The 19,800-nt window shown below is 65.9% G+C and carries 14 protein-coding genes; 3 read left to right on the forward strand and 11 right to left on the reverse strand.

Annotated elements, in window-relative coordinates:
- Positions 1 to 164 precede the first annotated feature (164 nt).
- The 3 genes from LMQ14_RS00230 to LMQ14_RS00240 all read left to right on the forward strand — a co-directional run bounded on the left by LMQ14_RS00230 (position 165) and on the right by LMQ14_RS00240 (position 5,272).
- A complete protein-coding gene (locus tag LMQ14_RS00230) occupies positions 165 to 884 on the forward strand; it encodes an FkbM family methyltransferase (protein WP_267732884.1) in 720 nt (239 codons plus the stop codon).
- A gap of 498 nt (positions 885 to 1,382) precedes the next feature.
- Positions 1,383 to 2,861 (forward strand): PPE domain-containing protein, encoded by a 1,479-nt coding sequence (locus tag LMQ14_RS00235; RefSeq protein WP_267732885.1) that lies wholly within the window; start codon positions 1,383 to 1,385, stop codon positions 2,859 to 2,861.
- A gap of 152 nt (positions 2,862 to 3,013) precedes the next feature.
- Positions 3,014 to 5,272 (forward strand): hypothetical protein, encoded by a 2,259-nt coding sequence (locus tag LMQ14_RS00240; protein ID WP_267732886.1) that lies wholly within the window; start codon positions 3,014 to 3,016, stop codon positions 5,270 to 5,272.
- Positions 5,273 to 5,350: 78 nt separating this feature from the next.
- Here LMQ14_RS00240 and LMQ14_RS00245 read toward each other — a convergent pair whose 3' ends face one another.
- The 11 genes from LMQ14_RS00245 to LMQ14_RS00295 form a co-directional block, all read right to left on the reverse strand.
- Complete coding sequence (locus LMQ14_RS00245; RefSeq protein WP_267732887.1) at positions 5,351 to 6,088, reverse strand: hypothetical protein; 738 nt, start codon at positions 6,086 to 6,088, stop codon at positions 5,351 to 5,353.
- Between the two features lie 118 nt (positions 6,089 to 6,206).
- On the reverse strand, positions 6,207 to 7,775 hold the full coding sequence (eccD, locus tag LMQ14_RS00250) for a type VII secretion integral membrane protein EccD (protein ID WP_267732888.1): 1,569 nt from the start codon (positions 7,773 to 7,775) through the stop codon (positions 6,207 to 6,209).
- Complete coding sequence (locus LMQ14_RS00255) at positions 7,772 to 9,604, reverse strand: MinD/ParA family ATP-binding protein (protein WP_267732889.1); 1,833 nt, start codon at positions 9,602 to 9,604, stop codon at positions 7,772 to 7,774. The genes eccD and LMQ14_RS00255 overlap by 4 nt, the downstream gene beginning before the upstream one ends.
- 106 nt (positions 9,605 to 9,710) lie before the next feature.
- Positions 9,711 to 10,004: a WXG100 family type VII secretion target gene (locus LMQ14_RS00260; RefSeq protein ID WP_267732890.1), complete on the reverse strand. Its 294-nt coding sequence runs from the start codon at positions 10,002 to 10,004 to the stop codon at positions 9,711 to 9,713.
- A 43-nt stretch (positions 10,005 to 10,047) separates the two neighbouring features.
- Complete coding sequence (locus tag LMQ14_RS00265) at positions 10,048 to 10,350, reverse strand: WXG100 family type VII secretion target (protein ID WP_420714588.1); 303 nt, start codon at positions 10,348 to 10,350, stop codon at positions 10,048 to 10,050.
- Between the two features lie 97 nt (positions 10,351 to 10,447).
- Positions 10,448 to 11,686, reverse strand: coding sequence for a PPE family protein (locus LMQ14_RS00270; protein ID WP_267732892.1), 1,239 nt, complete (start codon positions 11,684 to 11,686; stop codon positions 10,448 to 10,450).
- Between the two features lie 280 nt (positions 11,687 to 11,966).
- Positions 11,967 to 13,721: a type VII secretion protein EccCb gene (gene eccCb / locus LMQ14_RS00275; RefSeq protein WP_267732893.1), complete on the reverse strand. Its 1,755-nt coding sequence runs from the start codon at positions 13,719 to 13,721 to the stop codon at positions 11,967 to 11,969.
- A complete protein-coding gene (eccCa, locus tag LMQ14_RS00280) occupies positions 13,718 to 16,003 on the reverse strand; it encodes a type VII secretion protein EccCa (RefSeq protein WP_267732894.1) in 2,286 nt (761 codons plus the stop codon). The genes eccCb and eccCa overlap by 4 nt, the downstream gene beginning before the upstream one ends.
- The gene (gene eccB, locus LMQ14_RS00285; protein ID WP_267732895.1) at positions 16,003 to 17,445 is read right to left on the reverse strand and encodes a type VII secretion protein EccB; all 1,443 of its coding nucleotides are present in this window, start codon (positions 17,443 to 17,445) and stop codon (positions 16,003 to 16,005) included. Before eccB ends, eccCa begins: the two co-directional genes overlap by 1 nt.
- A 3-nt stretch (positions 17,446 to 17,448) precedes the next feature.
- Complete coding sequence (gene eccA, locus LMQ14_RS00290; protein WP_267732896.1) at positions 17,449 to 19,170, reverse strand: type VII secretion AAA-ATPase EccA; 1,722 nt, start codon at positions 19,168 to 19,170, stop codon at positions 17,449 to 17,451.
- Entirely contained in the window at positions 19,167 to 19,778 is a 612-nt protein-coding gene (locus LMQ14_RS00295) for a hypothetical protein (protein WP_267732897.1), read from the reverse strand. Before LMQ14_RS00295 ends, eccA begins: the two co-directional genes overlap by 4 nt.
- Positions 19,779 to 19,800: the final 22 nt, after the last annotated feature.

The raw sequence follows: 19,800 nt of genomic DNA on the forward strand, positions 1-19,800 counted from the left end.
ACGGTGCGGCACTGCATTGACGCACATGGGCGTGGCGATGCGAAATATACCCATCCATACCTCCTCTGGCGGCATATCGCGATTCGGAGACAACTGTGGCCGCTGCCGGTGGCGTTCGTCGCGACCACGCAGTCTGCTCGATAACCCAATGTTAGTGTTACGCAATGGGTTTGTATTGGATCACGAACCGGGCCGAAAAGGAGGTGAAAAATTATCACTCCGAGTTGGAGTGGCGGCGCAATTTCGTGAACGAACTCAGATCCCGCGCAGTCGATGTTGTTCTCGATGTCGGCGCCAATTCAGGGCAGTACGCCGGCCGCCTGCGCGAGGCCGATTTCGACCGCCGCGTCGTTTCGTTCGAACCCCTCTCCGGACCGTATTCCCGATTGCAGCGCAGCGCCGCGAAGCTCCCACAATGGGATTGCCGGCAGTGCGCACTCGGTGATTTCGACGGAGCGATCTCGATGAATGTCGCAGGCAACGCCGGCGAAAGCAGCTCCATCCTGCCGATGCTGCAACGACATCGGGACGTGTTCCCCAGGGCAAACTACATCGGCACCGAAGACGTGACGGTGTCCCGGCTTGACTCGGTCGCACCCGAGGTCCTGGCGCCAGACGAGGTGGCGTTTCTCAAAATCGATGTTCAGGGGTTCGAAAAGCAGGTGATCGAGGGCGGCAGCGCAACGATCAGCGATCGTTGCGTCGGCCTGGAATTGGAGCTGTCCTTCGAACCCTTGTATGACGGCGGAATGCTCATTCAGGAGGCACTCGATCTCGTGGAGTCTTTGGGTTTCGAGCTGACGGGATTGGTGCCCGGTTTCATCGATCTGCGCACTGGCCAAGTGCTGCAAGCCGACGGTGTGTTTTTCCGCGGCGACGATTGACGGCAAGCCGGCCGGACGGAAATGGACCGTGGGTGAATGGCGGGGGATCCGAGTTTAACGGTCGGTGTCGGCGAGCTGAATCAGATCTGTATCTAACCAGAGTCTGTTGCCGTCTCGAAAAATTGCTGTGCGAAACCGCAAGAGCGGCAATGATCGCGTGCAAAATCGGTGCACGTGGGCCCTGTTTGGTGGATTACGATTGCACTCGGTCGTGGTCGGAGCCCCGCTGCACCGCCCGCATGTCCTCGCACGACGAAAGAGGTGGACGGTGATTGCACCGCTACTTGCTGATGGGCGAGACGGCAATGCGGGCCGACCGCCTCGGATCGCAGCGTTGCCCGGCGACGCACTCCGGGGCCCACTCGGGCGTCGATCAAGCGATCATGCGGCACAACGCGATTGGCACTTCGCGGCATCGCCGGTTTTCGATCGAGCTGGCGCCACCAGGATAATGAACTACCGAGCACCATGGCTTGGGTACTAGGAGATTGAGCCGATATGACGCAGACGGTGAACGTCGAATACCAAGAACTCATGGCGAGGGCCGACGAAATCGAGGCACCGCTACCAAAGCTGCCCATCGGTAACCCGCAAGCGCCGTGCAACCTGTCATTTGTCCGCGATGCCGCCGTGCAAATCGCGATCAACGCCGACTCGTTGCGGCTGTACATCCAAGCGTGCCAGCGGGAATGGGCTTCGCTGGCGAAGTCCCTACGGAATGCGGCCAAGGCGTATGAGGAGGCCGACGAGGGCGCGGCCGACGACCTCAACGCCATCAACATGGATGGCACATCGGGAGGCTCCTCGGCGAAGGTGTCCTCCGGCGACAACGTGTCGCTGATGTGCGACCCGGACTACATCCCGGCGCCGCCACCGCCACCGCCACCACCGCCGCCGTTCCAATACCCCTACTACGAGGTGCGGCAGGCGGCGACGGACATCGAATCGCCCGACCAGGGGACGGCATTCAAGGCATTTGCCACGGATTGGAACAAGTACCAGCTGCAGTTCCAGCAACTGGCTTACCGGTTCCGGCCGTTTCTCAACTGGGAGGGTGACGCGAGGGCCTCCGTCGAGCAGAATTTCACGCAACAGAAGCAGTGGATATTCGGCATGGTGACGCAGTGCACGACGCTGGCCAAGCAAGCCCAGATGGTCGCCGACGCCCATAAAAAGGTCAGGGCCTCGGGTACCAACGGCTGGGAGTACTACGGTCAGGAAGGCGAGCACCCCGCGTCCTACGAAGTGCGGCAGTGCGACTATTGGTACAAGTATTACGTCGAAAAACGAAGCCCATATCTGTATATGGCTATGGACTGGTACAAGAACTTGCAGAAAAGGTCGGAGACGGCGTTATCGACGTACGTTTCGGCCGCCGGAATCCCCCTGGCCCCGGCAAACCCGACCGCTCCATTCGGAGCCTTTGTCATACCGAACCCCGCCGACCTTCCCGACGTTCCCGACGTTCCGGACGTGCCCTCGGTACCGACCGATCCGTCGGCCAATATGCCGATGATGCCCACCATGCCGACGCTGCCGTCCGGGCTGGGTGGCGGCACGCCGCAAACACCGCCGACCCCGGACGCCCAGGCACTGGTGGACAAGGCGATGCAGAAACAAGGCCTGGGCAAGGGCGGCGCGGGAGGAATAAAGCCGGCGTCGGTCGGCGGCGGGCTGGGCGGCATGCCAAAAATGCCGTTGCAAGACCCTGCTGGAGCGGGCGAAGCGTCGTCGCGCCCGGCCGCGGCGGCGGCCCCGGGGTTGGCCACCGCGGGCCTGGGCAAGGGGCTCCCGGGCGCCGGCGGAGCCGGCGGCGGGATGGGCGGCATGCCGATGGGCGGGCAAGGCGACAAAGGTGGCGGCAAGGGCAAGCGCATCCCAGGGGCCGACGAGGACGCGCTCTACACCGAGGAGCGCGCGTGGACCGAGGGCGTCATCGGTAACCGCCCGCGCAAGGGCCCGGCCGAAAAGCAATGACGCAAAGCGACCGGCCGACCGCAGTTTATGCGCCCGTTTTGGTCGCACCAGGGCGCGAATTTTGCCGCAGTTAGCCTGTCTCAACCTCGATTACGCTTATTAACCATGATGTCCGGCATGCAGCACGTCCCGCGTTGCGAGAGGAGTAGCTGATGGGCCTCGCGAAGCCGACGGGTGGATATGCCGAGCAGATGCTCGATCCGGGCGGGTGGCCGGAGGTCGATGAGCAGGCCTTCTACGACCGGGCCCAGCAGTACACGCAGGTGCTGCGGCAAGTCACCGACGTTCTGGAGGCCTGCCAGTCTCAGCGGGCCGAAATCTTCGAGACGGGTAGCTGGTCGGGCGGCGCCGCCGATGCTGCCAACACCCAACTCGGGACGCTGATCGACGCATTGGTGACGCTGCAAAACGGACTCGCCACGGTGATCACCTGGCACAAATATGTGGCCCAGACGATCGTTGCGGCCAAGTCGGACATCACCGACAACGTTGTGGAGGCGCATCGGACGATCGCGACGCTGGAGAAGGACACCAGCCTCGACGATGCCGAGCGCACCCAACAGATCAACACGGTGGTGACCGCGACGCACGGGGCCAATGTCAGCATCGTCGACGGAACCGCCGCGCAGATCTTGGTGAGCAAGTCGTGGAAACCGCCGGCCAACGCGCTGCAGGACCTGCTCGACCAGAAGACACCACCTCCGGTCAACATTCCGTCCGGTCCCGTAGCGCCGCCGTCCCCGGGACCGCGACCCATGCCGGCCCCGCCGCCCGTCACCCCGGGGGGTGGGGGACTCAAACCACCCGTCACCCCGGGCGGCGGCGGGCTCACACCTCCGACTCCGGGTGGTGGGGGGCTCCCACCGCTGACCCCGCCGCTGGATGGCGGCGGCCTGCAGCCGTCCCCCGGGCCGTCCCCGTTGGGACCGCGGCCGACGCCGCCCAGCCCAGCAGTGCCGGGCGGCGGACCGCCGGCTCCCTTGGGCCCCGCGGCTCCGGCAGTGCCGTTGAGTCCGGCGGCCGGGCTGCCCCAGCCCGGTGCAGGGCTGGCCGGCGGCCCCAAGGGCGTGACGCCCGCAGCCGCATCGGGGCCTGGGGTAATGCCGGCATCGGTGACACCCGGAGAGGAATCGGCAGCCGCGCATGCCGGGGGGACTGGCGTGCCGACCGGGGCGATGGGGGCCGGCGGAGCGGGCGGATCCGGCGGATCGAGCGGTGGTAGTGGCGGGCCGGGCGGAAGGTCGGCTGCACCCGCCGGGGAGAAGTCCGGCGACAAATCGGCCAGCGCGCGACCGGCGGCCAGCTCCCGGAGCACGAATAAGAGCAAGCCCCGCGCACAACCGATGTATCCCGACCGCGCCGACATCGCGGAAGCCGTTGTGTCGACGGTGGCGATGATCCCGGTGTCGGCAGCGCGGCTCGAACGTGACGCGCGCGCCGATGCCGCGAAGGCTGACGCGGCGCGCCGCGCCGGGCCCGATGCGCTGCAGTTGGCGCGCCGGATTGGCGCCGCGCTCAACGCACCGGACAGTCCCGGCGGGACGGACCTCGGGTTCTTCTGGGTGACCGGCGTGACCGCCGAAGGCGCGATTGTGGTGGCCAACAGCTATGGGCTGGCCTACATCCCGGACGGCGTGGAGTTGCCGGAAAAGGTCTATCTGGCCAGCGCCGACCAGGCGATCTCCGCCGGCGAGCGGGCGCGCTGGGCCACCTACCCGGTGATGGCAGTGCAGGGCTGGGCGGCCCACCACGAGATGGAGCTGCGGGCGATCATCGGTACGGAGGCCCAGTTGGCCAATTCCGATGCCGGCGTGCCCACGATTTTTCTGCAGCCCGACGACATTCCCGATACGGGTGACATGATCGGCCGGCCCCGGCTGGCGGTCGTGGATTCCGAGGCGGCGGAAAGGCTGGCGGCGACGCCCGACACACGCCTGGCCGACCTGCTGCCGGAAGCACCGGCGGGCGCCGAACCGGCGCCAGAGCCGGCACCAGAACCGCAGGCCGAGCTGCGGCCCGAACCCGCCGACGTGGTCGATCCCGAGGCAGCGGCGGTGCTCGTCGCGCCGGGCCCGGGTCCGGTGCGAATGGGGGAGCTGCTGGCCCAGATGCCGCTGCCGCCGGCCGACGCCGACGCGCCGGCGGCCGGTGCGCCGTCGGACGATCGGTTCATGCTGTGGTTCGAGGTGATGAAGCCGATGGCCAGCGACGCGAGCGGCCGGCAAGCCGCACACCTGCAGGCCTTCCAGGCCTACGCCGCGCACGCCGAAGAGGTCCTGCTCCGCGAAGCGCACACCACAATCGACCCGGAGGATCAGCGCAGCGCGGTCGCCGACTGGATGTACTGGAAATGCGTCGCCGAGTTGCTCAACACTGCCCCGGCTGAAGCGCCCGTCTTAGCCCCGGCGTAGCGATACGAAGCACCGGGGTGGCGGTATACGAGCCGGCCCCGGGCGATTGCCCGGCACCGAAGTTCAAGGCGCAAGGCGCTAGAGCCCGATCTCCGACTGCGTCGTGCCCGGGCGGGCGCCGGCCGGTGGCTCGACGGGAGCGCTGCCGGAGCCCGGTGTGCCCGACGCGGCGCCTTCCTTCGTCGTGGCGTCGACCAGTCGCGATTCGCCGGCCGGTGCGTCGTCCGGCTTCGTGGCGTCGTCCTTCTTGGTGTCGTCGGCGAGCTTCGCCGGCGCCGCGCCCGCGTTTCCCATACCGCTGCCGGCCTGCTGCGCGGTCGACATGACGGTCTGCAGGCCCTGGGTAAGAGGTTGCATCGCCTGCGACATCGCAGAGAGCTGGTTGAGATTGCTCGGTACCGCCGGGTGCGGCTTTTTGTCGTCAGGCTTCTTGCCGTCTTTGTCGTCAGGCTTCTTGTCCTGGGCACCGAGCAGTTTGGGTGCCGCGGCGCTTGCCGGTTGGTCCGTCCCAGCGGGTGCGGAAGCGGCCAGGAACTGAACCTTGCTGACGTTCTCGCCAAGCCGTTGGTCGGTCTGGGCGTACATGTCGGCAGCGGTGACGATCTTCGTTCCCGTATTGGCAAGGGCCGCTTGGGCTTCCGGCAACCCCTTAACCACGGGCGATTCGATGATCGGCAACGTCACGTTGATCGCAGCCGACACAGCATCAGCTCCGGGCGCCGACATCGGCGGTGGAGCGGCAGGCAACTGCTGGTCGCGAACGGCGACGCCCGCGGCTTTGAGACGAGCAGGATCAACTACCAGTGATTCAGTCATCGTTGCGGTCCCTTTGCGTGCGCGGCCATCAAACAGATTTTACCGGCGGCGCCGCACGGCCAAGCACAGCAATATTTCTCGGCACTTGGCAGCTGCATCTCTCCGGGCCCATCTTTTCTCAGAATTGAATATTGCGGACGGTGTCATAGACGCCGGTCAGCCAGAGCAGCAACGGAAGAATCGCCGCGACTATCGCGCCGTCGAACATTTCCAGAGTCCGCTTCATCACCGGCGTAATACGGCGAATCCCGGAGGCCGCGCCGACTACCGCCAATGCGACCAGCGCCGCCACCAACAGAACGACCACGAACCAGCGGGCGCTCTGCGGATACCAGATGCTCAACCGGATGGTCACCCCGATCGGGATGGCAACGGCGGCCGCCAGCAACGACCATGCGCACCAGGGCTGCGCGTAGAGGCGCGACCGGAATGCGCACATCATCATGACCAGACCGGCCACCACCAGGCTGTGCACGAAGAAGTGTCCCCGTACTAGAACCCCGATGACACCGGCAACGAGAACCAGCGTGCCGGCTGTGATGAAACCGGTCAGCAGCTGTTTGGCCACCTGGCTGCGTTCGGTGAGACGGGCGGCCGAATCGGGCACCGACGCGATGATCGCCTGCCAGGTCCGCGTCTCTTTGTCTTCCGGGGCCTCTTCGCCGGCAATGGGATCGAGCAATTCGTCGTGTTCCACGGTCTCGCCGGGAGCCGGGATGGGCGGCAGGGCGATCCGTGCGAAGACGACAGTCAACTTGGCCGCATTCGTCACGGTGAACAAGCCGAACACGATCGCCAGCGCCGGCACCCATTGCTGCCAGCCGTAGCCGTACGCGAAGGCGGAAGCGGTCAGCGTGATCGCCGTGACCGCGGCAAACGACGCCAGCTCGGTACGGTGGCGGGGGCCGCCGCGCGTGATCAGCGTCAAGAACAAAACAGCCGCGGCGCCCGCGGCGAGCTGTGGCGGCCCAAACGAACTCGTCATTCCGCGTGGCCGCGGGATGGCCATCGCGACGGCCACCACGATCAACGGGAACGCCGTCGCCAGCAGGCTCTCCGAGAGGTTCGGATTCCGGTAGAACTTGTTGGCGGCCCAGCTGCCCATCAGGACAATCAGTCCCGCGGCGCCCAGCCCGATCGGCCACCACATGTGGTGGCCGTTAGCCACCCACGCCACGGCACCGATTCCGGTGATTGCCATTGTCACGACCGGAATAGCCACCCCGACAAAGCGATTCAATGCCGCCCGGTCGAACTCCGGCGATTCGTCAAGCACCGCGATCGCGTCGATGACGTCTTCGACGAGCGGGCGGTACCGCTCGGTGCGACTCACCGAGACCAGGGTCAGCAGCGACCCATCGACGATTATCGCGTCATCCAGCGATTGGTCGGCGGGCAGCGGTGGGGCGCCCGGGCGGGCAAACGTCCACGCCCCCTGTGCGGCGAAGTCGAAACCGGCCAGCACGTCCGCCGGTGTTTCGCCCAGGAGTTCAGCCAGCACCGCGACGGTGTCGTCGATATAGCTTTCGATCGGCGCCGTCGACGGCAGCACGACATCGGTCATCCGGCGGCCCGTGAGGATCGTTACCCGCGTGGTTGCGGGCTTGGCGGGGGCCGCGCCCGCGGCGGCTGGAGCGGCGGCGGCTCCCGCACCGGCAGCAGATTCAGTAGCGGTGGGCGCGCTCAACGACGTTCACTCCTGTCGAAATCATCGGACAGTGCGGCGGCTAGTTCCAGGATCCTACGCTTGTAGATGGGGTCGAGCAGGCCTAACTGGATCTCGGTGCCGGCCGCGATGTGCTTGTCCCAGGGCAACACGATGACCCGACCGGACTGAACATACTGCTCGAATTGCCGCGACAGTTCAGCGACGGCGATATTGGTTTCTCCCGGTGACACATGGTTGATCACCACACATGCGCGGGCCAGCAGATCCTGGTGGCCGTGATTGCGCAACCAGTCGATCGCCACCGCGGCTTGTCGGACGGCGTCGATCGACGCGCTGGTGACGATCACCGCGGCGGACGCCGTCGAGAGCACGCCACGGGTCACCGGGTCGAAAAGGCCGGCCCCGCAGTCGGCCAGGACGAGGTTGTAGAACCTCGACACCGCGTCGGATGCGTAGTGCCAATCGGCTTCGCTGAATGCGCGTCGCGCGGTGCTGTAGTCCTCTCCCGGAAGTACTTCCAGATTGACCGCATTCGCACTGGTATGCGCTCGGATATCGTTGTAGTGAGTTAAGTCTTTGTCGGCCAACAGATCTGCGATGGTAGCGCCGGACTGATGTCCGGCTCGGTCAGCGAGGTTGCCGCAACTCGCGTCGGCATCGAAGGCCAGAATCCGATCGCGCCGCACCTGGGCGTACACCGAACCCAGGGCGACCGTCACGGTCGTCTTACCGACTCCGCCTTTCAGGCCCAAAACCGCGATCTGATACGCACCGCGCGGGCTGCGGCGAATCCGATTCCGTAGATCCAAGTCGTATTTCTCGTCGCGAGACAGTCCCACGTTGATACGCGTCAGCTTGTGGACCCACCGCCGCCAACCTCGGCGCGAAACCATCCGGGTAGCGGACTTCTTCGCGGGCTTGACCCCGATATGGGCAGCCGCGCCTGTGGCGGCCTGGTCGCCGGCGGGGTGCGGTGGGGCGGAATCAGGTTGCACCGCAACGCGTTGCGTGGGCGGCAACTGCGGTGGGGCGGGATGAGCCGTTGGCCCGGGCGGATTCGGACGCGGCCGCGGCGGCGGACCAGGCTTCCCGCGCCGCTGCTGTGCATTGGCCCCATGGCCGTGCGGCGCGTTGGCGGTGGGGGCGCGTTGGGTTTCGGCGGGATCGCGAGGGGCCTGGCGCGCGCGGCGTGGCGGTGGGGGAGCAGGCGCTGGTGGGCGGGGTTCGATCGGCGGCGGTTTAGGCCGGGCCGGCGGCGGCTGGTTGTTCCAGTCGACCGGCATTGGGGGCCGGGGAGTTTCGGGTCGGGCCGGTGGAGGTCGGTCCTCCCAGTCGACGGGCATGGGCGGCGGCGTGTGGCCATTGGGCGGGGGTGGGCTCGCCGGCATCGGGGGACCGCTGGTGTCGAAGTCCGAATTCAGATCGAAGTCCGGTCCCGCCTCGGGGATCTCGACCCCCGCGGGGTGGGCGAAGAGGTCGTCGTAGCTGACCGGCATGGGCGGTCGCGGCGGGGCGGGCCCGGCCGGTGGGGGTGGTCGGGTCCCGTCGACCGGCATTGGGGGGCGGTGGGTTTCGGGCCCGGCCGCTGGTGGCTGGTCACTCCAGTCGACCGGCATGGGCGGCGGCTGGGTTTCGGGCCGGGCCGGTGGAGGTTGGTCAGCCCAGTCGACCGGCATCGGAGGGGGAGCCTCGGCGTGGGGCTTGGGTATGCCCGCCGGCAGGGGCGGCGCGGCAGCGGGCGAGTCGATGTCGAATCCAGCATCGATATCGAATCCCGAATCCGCTGCTGTATCCGGGATTTCGCCCCCCGCGGGCGGCTGAAAGAGCCGGTCGTAGTCGGCCCCCATGAGAACCTCTCAGATATTCAATTCAGACGCCGAAAACACGAGAAGAGGCGAGTTCTCCCTTTTGGTTGAACTCGCCTGATCCCGTGGTTTCGGCGTTGTTTGCGTTCTAACCGCCGAACATGCCGCTGACACCGTGCTCGGTGCTGGCCATCGCCGCACTGGCCTCGGTGATGGTGTGCGACAGCGACTGCAACGAGTTGTTGAGTTCGTCCGACTTAGTCTGCCAGTCGTTCTGCACGGCCTGGTAGGCCTCCGAACCGGTACCGCCCCACGCCTCGGCAAGCTTGGCGAGGGACTGCTTTCCTTCGTCGAGAAGACCTTGGACGGTCTGCACCGACGATGCGATGGAGCTCGCACCGGCCTCGATGCCGCTGAAATTCCATGACTGAGCTTCCGACATGATTTGTCTCCGTTTCTTTCTGATGCTGAGGGGTTAGGTGGGCTCAGAAGCCCATGTTGCCGGCGCTCGACTGCAGAGCGTTGGCCTGCTCTTCGTTCGCCCGCGAGTACTGCACGCCGGCCTGGCTGATCTTCTCGTGAATGTCGGTGAGCGCCTTGATCTGCGCGTTGCCGGCCTCTTGGAAGCGCTGCAGCGCCGACTGTGCCGCCGAGCCGGCCTGGCCGGTCCAGTGGCTGGCCAACTCGCCGCCGGTGTGCTCTACGCCCTTGATGACGCCCTGAAGCTCGCCACCGATCCGGTCGAAGTTCCCGGCCTCGGCGCTGAGGGTACTGGCATCAGTTTTCATTTCTGCCATGTTGAACTACTTTCTGTGTGCTCTGTCCTCGCCAAGTGCTGGCAAGTCTTCCGGCCCGGGCGGCCGGGAAGTCTGTTGTGGCGGATGCTCACCAGTCGTCTCCGTCGTCGACGCCGTGTAGCTCGTCGTAGTGGAGGTTGGTGCCTTCTTCTTCTTCGCGCGCAAGCGCTACCGGGGTTGCCATACCCTGCTTGGCGCCCGCGCCGGATTGTGCACCGGCGCCCGCACCGAGCGGCGCGGCGCCGGCTCCCGCCGACGAGCCGGCTCCGGCGCCGGCAGGCGCGAGGGCGGCGCCGGGCTTGTCGAGCAACGAGCTCATCATCGACGTGCGGGGCCCGCTCAGGCCGGAACCCGGAAGTGTCTCCGCGTGCATCAGTCCCATGCCGACGCTCGGTCCCGAGCCGCCCAGCAGCGGATGGGACGACAACGGCGGTGCCCCGAGCAGGCCCATCTGCGCGCCACCTTTACCGAGCTCGCCGCCGAGTTTGCCGCCGCCGACCGTGAGGCTGTCGCCCAAGGTTGAACTGCCCATGCCGCCGGACTGGCCGGCCATGGATGTCAGCTGCTGCAGCGGCTGCATGAGCTGCTGCATGGGTCCGCCGAGTTGCCCCAGCCCGTTCATCAACTGCGAAACCTGGTCCATCCCAGAGGGTGTGGGGGTGAGGTCGTCCGCATCGTCGGCGGCGTTCGATGCCGCCGCGAGTAGCGCCGAGGACCCCAACGGCCCGGGGTCGGCGGCCGTGTCGGACAGCATGCCGACCGCCGTGGCCGCCTCCGCCTCGGCAGCCGCGTCCATTCCGGGTGCGAGAATCGGCGTCATCTCGGGAAGGGGTTCGAAGACGGTGTTGGCGGCGGTTTCGGCGGCGTAGATGTCCATCGCGCCACCGGCCTGGTTCCACATCCGGACGAAGTAGTCCGTTTCGTTGAACCCGATCGGCATCGTGTTGATACCAAAGAAATTGGTGGCCGTCAGAACCGTAGTGGTGATCCTGTTCGTCGCGATCTCGGGCAGCGACGGCGTCATTCCCAACGCCTTCATGTATGCGGCGGCCTGTGCCCCGGCCTGCATGCCGCGCTTGCGCGCGGCCAGCGCGGCGGTCTGTAGCCACATCACCATCCGCGTGGCCGCGGCCGTCGCGCGCTCGCTGCCGGTCCCGGTCCATGCTCCAGAAAGAGCGGTCATGCTCGCGGCCAACTCGGCGGCCTCGGCCTCGAGACCGGCGGCCAGCGCCTCCCACCCCGCGGCGGCCTGGAGCATCGGCGAAGGACCCGCGCCGGCCATCAGCCGTGCGGTGTTCAGCTCCGGTGGCATAGCGTGCCACAGCATGCTCGGCTCCCTTGGTCGCGAGGTATGTGGTGCGTTAGTTCTTGCGGTCTGCTGCTACGCGAAAATTTCGCTCGCGGGAACAATGCGGGGTGGGTTGCATTTTGCGGGACCCTTCTCGAATTGCACGTGAACGAATATCAAATTCTGCGTGAACGCAGTCCATTTCTGTCGCAGTGAAAATCTTAATCGCACATTGCAGTCACCGGCGCGGTTTATCGCGGTTTCAATCCCGGCTCCCGTAATGGGCGTTGGGATAATCCTAACCGGCTGCTGCGGGTGGTCAGTGCAGTTCTTCTGGAGGGTCGATGTAGGCGGCTTGGATGATGTCCTTGCCGTCCGGCGAGACCAGAATTCCCTGGCCAGGGGGCCGGCGCTTCACCGCGAACTCCCTCGAGGGGAAGTCGGCCTTGTCGCCGGAGAGCAGCAGGGTAGGAGATCCCGCTCCGTAGGCCGCACCGACGAACTTGTCCATGGTCGACTTATACGCGTGGCTCATTTGGCAGGTGACGATGATGTGCAATCCGATATCGGAAGAGGCCGGCAATAATGGAGCCAACGGCATCATTGGTGGCATCCCTCCAGACGCACCCACGATCATGTGCCAATCGTCGACCAAAAGCACCAGATCGAATCCTGTCCACCATGACCGGGACCGCAACTGCGTGGCGGTCAGATCGGACGGCGGCAGCCGCTTTTGCAGGTTGATCGCGAGCGCTTTGATCGACTCGTCGAGCGACTGGGCATTGCGGTTGATCGCTCCCGCAGCGAGTAGATGGCTCTCCGGCACCGCGTCCAGAAGTCCGGACCGGTAGTCGGCCAACATGAACCGCACCTGGTCGGGGCTGTTGCGGGCACAGATGGCCCGGGCGATCGCGTGGGCGATGGTTGTCTTGCCCGACTTGGCCGCGCCGAAAATCAGGATGTGGTTCGCCGCGTACAAGTGGGCGTAAGCCGGGGTGAGGTCCGTCTCGCGGATGCCGACCGGAATCGTCCAGCGAGTGCGGTAGTCGGACTCCGGCCCCGGCGGTTCCGGGTCGAGTTCATACAGATGGATGCGCTCCGGCAGCACCCGGACCCGCGGTGCTTCCTCCGTGGTGTGGGACGCAATGTGGTTCACCGCAACGGTGATTGCCTCGACCAGACCATCGGTGCTGTGCACGCCGTCGAGCCGGGGCGCACCCATCATCAGGTGGTGCTTCTCGATCGACATTCCCCGGCCCGGTCGGTTCGCCGGGATATCCCGGGTGGCGCGGTCCAGCTGGGTGTCGTTGACGTCGCCCAGCCGGAACTCGATCTTGGTACCGAGGTAGTCGCGGACGCGCGACTTCAGTTCGGTCCACCGGGGCGTGGTGATGATGGTGTGGATGCCGAACGACAGGCCCTGCGCCGCCAGCGTCTGGACATTTCCTTCGAGGTCGGGGAATTCACCGACGAAAGCCGGCCACCCGTCGATGACCAAAAAAACATCGCCGAACGGGTCGGCTGCGACGGGTTGGCTGGGATCCTCGCGCAACTCTCGGTACATCGCGATCGAGCCGACCCGATGCTCCTTGAAGGTGGCTTCTCGTTGCCGCAGAACGGCTTGCACCTCCGCGATCACGCGCATGACCCGGTCGGGCTCCGATCGGGTTGCCACCCCGCCGACGTGCGGCAGGCTGTCGAGGTACATCAATCCGCCGCCGCCGAGGTCGATGCAATAGAACTGGACTTGCCGCGGCGTGTGGGTGACAGCGGCCGACAGCATCAGGGTCTGCAGCAGCGTCGACTTTCCGGTCTGCGGCGCACCGCCAATGCCGATATTGCCGCCGCCGCCGGAAACGTCTACGCCCCAAGGCTCTTGGAGATGCCGCCGCGGCTCGTCCATGATCCCGAGCGGAAAGTACAGCTGTTGTAGATTGGCGCGCTTGACCAGTTCGTCGACCGGAGTGGGATTGATCAGCGGCGGCAGCCACATCTTGTACGCGTGCGACTCCGCGGTGCTGAGTTGGTCCAGCACCACCTCGCTCAGCGGTTTCCCCTTCGAATCGACGCTCACGCCGGCACTCCCCCGCCAGCGGGAGGTGCCCCCACGTCTTCGAGATCGTCGAGTAGCGGAGCCGCGGTGAACGGTCGGATTTGCAAACCCTTGGCGCCAGCGCGCGGGCCGTCCACGGTTTCGGCCTCGCCGTTGGTTTCGGCGTGCACCGGCGGAACGTACGTGGCACCGGTGTACAGCGTGCTGAACTTGACCGGGTCCTCCATGCCGACCCGCAAAAACCCGACACCGCTTTCCTTGTTGGTGATGTACTGCGCCTCGGGAGTTCCGATCACCGACTTGGATTCATGAGAGCTGGTGGTGCGCAGCGCGATTCGGTAGGTCAGGTTGGGCTCCAATTTGTCGATCCGCGCGCCACCGGTCTGCAGCGACTGGGTGGCGAGCAGCAGATGCACCCGCAGCGAACGGCCGACGCGGCAGATACGGTCGAATAGCCCGACGAAGTCCGGGTGACTTTGCAGCAATTCGGCGAACTCGTCGACCACAACGAAAAGCGTTGGCAGCGGTTTGAGGTCGGCGCCGCGCTCCCGGTACTTCTCGTACTCGGCCACACCGGATAGCGCCCCGGTCGCACCGACCTGGATTCCGGCCTGGCGCAGCAGGTTCTGCCGGCGGTCGAGTTCGCCGGTCAGCACTTCACCCATGCGGCCGACGAGCTCGGCTTCCTCGGCCATGTTGGTGATGACCGCCGCCGTATGCGGAAGGTTTTCCATCCCCAGGAATGTCGAACCACCCTTGAAGTCGGTAAGCAGCAGGTTCACCTGGTCGGGGTGGGTTATCGCCACCAGCGACAGGATGAGGGTGCGCAGAAACTCGGACTTTCCCGACCCGGTGGTCCCGATCAGCATGCCGTGCGGCCCGCCGCCGAATTCGGCACCCTCCTTGATGTCCAGAGTCATGATCTCGCCGGTCTTGAGCTGGTGACCGAACGGGATCTTGAGGCGGTCGAGGTCCTTGTCGGCGAACATCTTCCACCGCGACGGCGTGATGTCCTCGACGCTTTTGGCGCCCACCAGCTGGTAGAACTCGGTCGCCACCTTCTTCTTGGGGCCGCCCGTGCTGGCCTTCTTGTCGATGATGGTGCCGGTGATCGACCACCCGGCCAGCTTTCTCGCGACGCGTGCCGCCTGCTGGGCCGACATGTGGTCGGTGCTCGCCGTCACTTGGCGAAACTGTTGGCCGGGCAGCCGGTCGTCGGCCGTCCCGTCCGCGGCCACCCTGATCCGGTAGTTCGAGCCGCGGTGGTTGCCCAGCGTGAACACCGTGACGCCGGCCCTGCCGTCGGGCGGGACCCCCGCCTTGCCGCCGGTCAGATCCACCACGACGACGTAGGGTCCGCCCGGCGTCGAATCGGGTGAGTGCGGACCGCGCGCGGCGAGATCGGACAGGCTTTCCGGGTGGGCGGAGATCATCCGAACCGGACCGGCCGCATCGGTGTCGGTCGGATGCTGCACGTGCGGAAGCCATTTCAGCCAGGCCCAGTCCGGATCATCCGGGGTTTCCGTGAGCACCCGGATCGCCAGCAGGTCCGGCGGATGGAACACCGCCAGGTGACAAATCATCGCCGTGAGCAGCCCCGCGGACCCCGCCGGGTCGCCGCCGATGGCGATGGTCGGAAATGTCCTGAGCTGCAACAGTTTCGGGCAATCGTGGATCAGACCATGGGTGCGCAAGAACTTGACCGCCCACATGTTGGCGACCGGCTCCAAATACGGCTGCGGTGCGGCAGTCGGACCCGCCAGCTCGCCGCCGACCGACGGCTTCATCAGCCGGTCGACCGCCGGCTGGTCACCGATCCCGATGCGGGTGGCGGCGTAGAAGTCGGCACTGGCCGGCCGCGACCACTGCCGGGGGGTGCCGATGATCGACAGCAGATCGTCGGGGTGGGGTGCGTGGTAGCTGAAGAAGGCGACCTGCGCGGTGGCAGACGACGTCACCCGGGGGCGAAGTCCGGCCAGATACCGCAGGTACTCCTTGCGGTCGGCGTTGATCTCGGGCACCTTCTTGCCGCCGCCGCCCCCACCGGCGCCCACCATGCTCAACGACATCATGATCATCATCAGCGGCGTCATCATCATGTACGGCGATAGCGCCTTGGTGCCGGTGAACACCATGATGCCGATCATCCCGAGCATGCACACGCCCATGACATAAGGCATAACCCGCTGGACAAAGCTGGGCGGGACATCGACACCGAGGTCCTCGGGCGGAACGACGGCGATCTCACCCGGCGTCAATCGAGGGCCGCGGGCGACCGATGGGGTGAACTTTCTCGTCGACATCAACCGGCTCCGGGCGCTGCGGGTAACTTTCGCGGACTCGGGTCGGCGGGCAGCGTGTCGTGCTCCAGCAGGGCAGCTTCTTTCGACAGCACCGGACCGTCGACCAGTAGACGAATGATCTCCCACGGCGCAGGTTTTGGCGACTGCAGACCCAGCGAGGCTGCTGCCTTCGCGTCGGATACCCCGTACCGAACGCCTTGCGGGTCGACGTAGTACAACGATTCGCCATACCGCGGATCCGGTGACTGCAGCTGCAAGTACTTGCCACCGTCGATGTAAACGGTTGCCGGGCCCTGGATCTGCTTGATGCCCTGGCCCATCAGCGCTGTCGGTATCGGCAAATGCCGACCGGTCACCACCGCGGTCCTGGGTGTCTGCTCGCCGGGCTTGCGTTCCCACGTCCAGCACAACACCGGTTCGTTCGGTCGATTGACGATCTTGATCGATTGGTCGGGCAGCGGTGAGTTGTACACGCGTTCGGGGATTCTGACGACCAGGCTCGATACCACCGACGGCGGCTCGACCAGTCCGTGTGACTGGACCGCGCGCAACGCCACCGCGGTATTGGCGTTGATGGGTGCGACGCCGTCGGGCAACACCACAAAATATTGCGGCCCCGATTGCGCGTGGATCTGGAATACCGACCCGATCACCAGAAAGTCCGGCAGCCCAAGGGTATTGGGGGCACCGTCTTCCGGAATCGGGCTCAGCTGCCAGGATCCGCCGTCGGGCAGCGCGTTGAACACCGCGGTGGACAACGGGCTCGGCTTGGCGTTCACGGGTATGCCCACCGCCGAGGTGAGGGTGCGGTCGGCCAGATCGGTGGCGTGCCGCCCGGTCGACGTGATGATCCAGTCTTTGCCCTGGTAGTAGGCCAGCAGGGCCTCGTTGGGCTGCAGCGCATCCACCGAGGGGTCCAGGGAGAGCGGCATCGCGATCACCGACGTCTGCACGGTGGGATTAATGGTCTCGGCCTTGCTGACGGTGTCGCATAACGCCCAAACCGACGCCGGATCCGACGAGACCGGGGTGGCGTAAGGAGCGCCGGGGATGCCGACCGTCTGGCCCTTGGGGAACTTGCTCAGCTCAGCCGATTTCACGACCGTGGGCTCGGCCGGATTGCCCAACACCAGCCGCGCGGAGGTCAGGTTGTAGACGGGGTGCAACTGCCCGGACACCATCAGAAACAGCTGGTTGGTCGCGCGGTCGACGAACAAGTTCCCGCCACTGAGTTTGCCCTGTGGCTTGAAGTACGCCATCGCCAAGGCGCCCACCAGAATCACCACCGAGATGACAATGCCCAGCGCGGCCGCCCGCCCGTAGAAGGACAACGGATCGTCGAACATCCGGGTGTCTCGGCGAACGATGGCATGCTCTAACCGCCGGAGCAGAAAGCGCCAACCACTCACCTGGACCTTGGTGGTAAGCCGAATACCCGCCATGCGCTACTCGGTGATGGCGAGACGTGCGTGCACCGAGGCCACCGCCTCGGCCATGTCTTCGCCGTTGATCTCGCGTAAGAAGTCCGCGTCGAGGTCCTCGAAGTCGACGGCTTGGGTCAGGCGCATATCACGGTATTGTTCCGCGGCTTCCACCATTTGTCGTGCGTAGCGACCGTTACCGGCGATATCGATCCCGGCCTTACCGCGCACAGTCCGCTGGCTGAGCAGCTTCGCCGCCTCCAGCAGGTGCTCGGCGGCCTCCACGCTCAACGCCGAGTCGTTGTGCTTTGCAATGACTTTCGCGATTTCGAGAATCTCCTCGGGGGAGTAGGAGTCGAATTCGATACGGGTGGCGAACCGGGACCGCAGTCCTTCGTTGGTCTCCAGCAGTCTATCGATGTCATTGCTGTAACCCGCGATGATCACCACAAGGCGATCGCGGTCGTTTTCCATCCGTGCCAGCAGTGTGTCGAGCGCCTCTTGGCCGAACGGGTCGGACCGCCCCTCTCGTTCCTGCACCAGCGTGTAGGCCTCGTCGATGAACAGCACGCCGCCCAGGGCGCGATCGATCGTCTTCGCGGACTTGACCGCTGACTGCCCTTCGTATTCGGCGACGAAATCCTTACGGGCCGTCTCGATGAGTTTCGGTTCCTGGATGACGCCCAGCCCCGCGAGAATGTTGGCCACCACGCGCGCGATCGTCGTCTTGCCGGTACCCGGCGGTCCGGTGAAGATCATGTGCTTGCTCGCCTGCGCGACCTTCATGCCGCGGGCGGCACGAACCCTCGCCATCTGGGTCGCGGCGCGGTATCGCTCGACCTGATCCTTGACCCGGGTGAGCCCGATCTGCCGGCGTAGCTCGGTCTCCGCCTCGACGAGCAGCTTCTCCCGCCCCGAGGTGTCGGCCACGACACTGCCCGCATCCCAGGGGTCGGTGCGGGCGGCGATCTGCTCGGCGCTGGTTGTCGCGAGGCGGTAAGACGGATCTTTCAGTGCCGCCGTAACTTTGGGGCTCGGGTGGGTAGTCTGCAGCCACTCCAACAGGGCTACCGCAGCGTCTTCGTTGCCCTGGCCGCGGCGGGTCATGGCCAAATACCAGGCGATGGCCTGTGCACACGCCTCACCCGCGGGTGAGGAGTTCGCTTCCGTGAGGCGGCGCTCGGCTTCCGTGAACAAACCGAGATTGGCCGCCGCGACCCCATGCGCGACGCTGGCGGCGGCAGCCAGAAATGTGTCCGGCCACTTGCCGGCGGCCCGTACTTCGTCGATGACCTCGGTCCAGCGCTGCCCTTCCCCGTAGACCACCGCCTTGGTCCACGACAACAGGTGCTCGGCACCGGCGCTCGGACTGGCTTCGACGGCTTCCAAGGCATCCGCGTAGTTGCCCTGCGACGCTTCGTTCGCCGCGAAACCGATCGTGATCGCCAACGGCGAATTGACCGGATAGGTGATGTCGCCGTACAGGCCGCCGATCGGAACCCGCGCGCCCAGGGCGTTCATCGAGACTTGGGCCGAACCCGACAGCTGCCCGAAGTGCTTGCGCGAATACCAGGCTCGGAACAGGGTCACCCGGTCGTTGTCACCGCACCGGATGCGGCCGATCCATGCGTCGCACGCGGTTTCGTCGTAATTCGTGATCTCGGTGAAGATGTCGAGCGCCCGTGACTCCGAGACCGGCAGCATGCCGACCGCACTTTCGAACAGGCCGGCCAGATGATCGGTCATTTATCGGCGGTGTAGCGCGCGGCGAAGACTTCGGCCTGCGCCGTCTCGGCCTGTTCCTCGGTCGGCAGCCGCATGCCGGTGTCCACGAAGTCACGGAGCAGCTGGGTGCTGTCCAACCCCATGTCGTTCAGCTCTTGCAGCCCCGCGTTCTCGGCGGCGCTCTCCATCACGTAGGTGCGCTGGCCGGCCAGCCCTTTTTGCCGGGCCAGTTCGGCCAGGACGACGATCTCGTCCGCGAGTTCGGCTTCGGTCAGGTTGGTCGCGGTCGGCGACAGCGTGACCCGCTGCGTCCGGCCATCGATGAGCGCCGACACCGACACCGTCTCGGGAGGGTTGGTCACGGTGAACTGCGGGCCGGCCTCCTCTTCGTCGTCTTCGTCCTCGGTGGCCTCGGTGGTCGCGGCGATGGCGTCCAGCTCGGTGTCGACCTCTTCGGGCTCGGTCGGCGCGTAGGCGTCCAGAGCCTGGACGTCGGACTCCTCGGCGCTGTCGGCGGCGGCGGAGAAGTCGAGCGCGTCCGCGTGTTCGTGGCCGTTTTCGTCGGATCCGGACTGATAGGAGGAGAAGTCCAACGCGGAGAGATCGTCGTGCTCATCATGCTGGGACATGGGATCCATCTTTCTGAGATTG

It is taken from the genome of Mycobacterium sp. Aquia_213 (assembly GCF_026625985.1).
In the GTDB taxonomy this organism is placed as follows: Bacteria; Actinomycetota; Actinomycetes; order Mycobacteriales; family Mycobacteriaceae; genus Mycobacterium.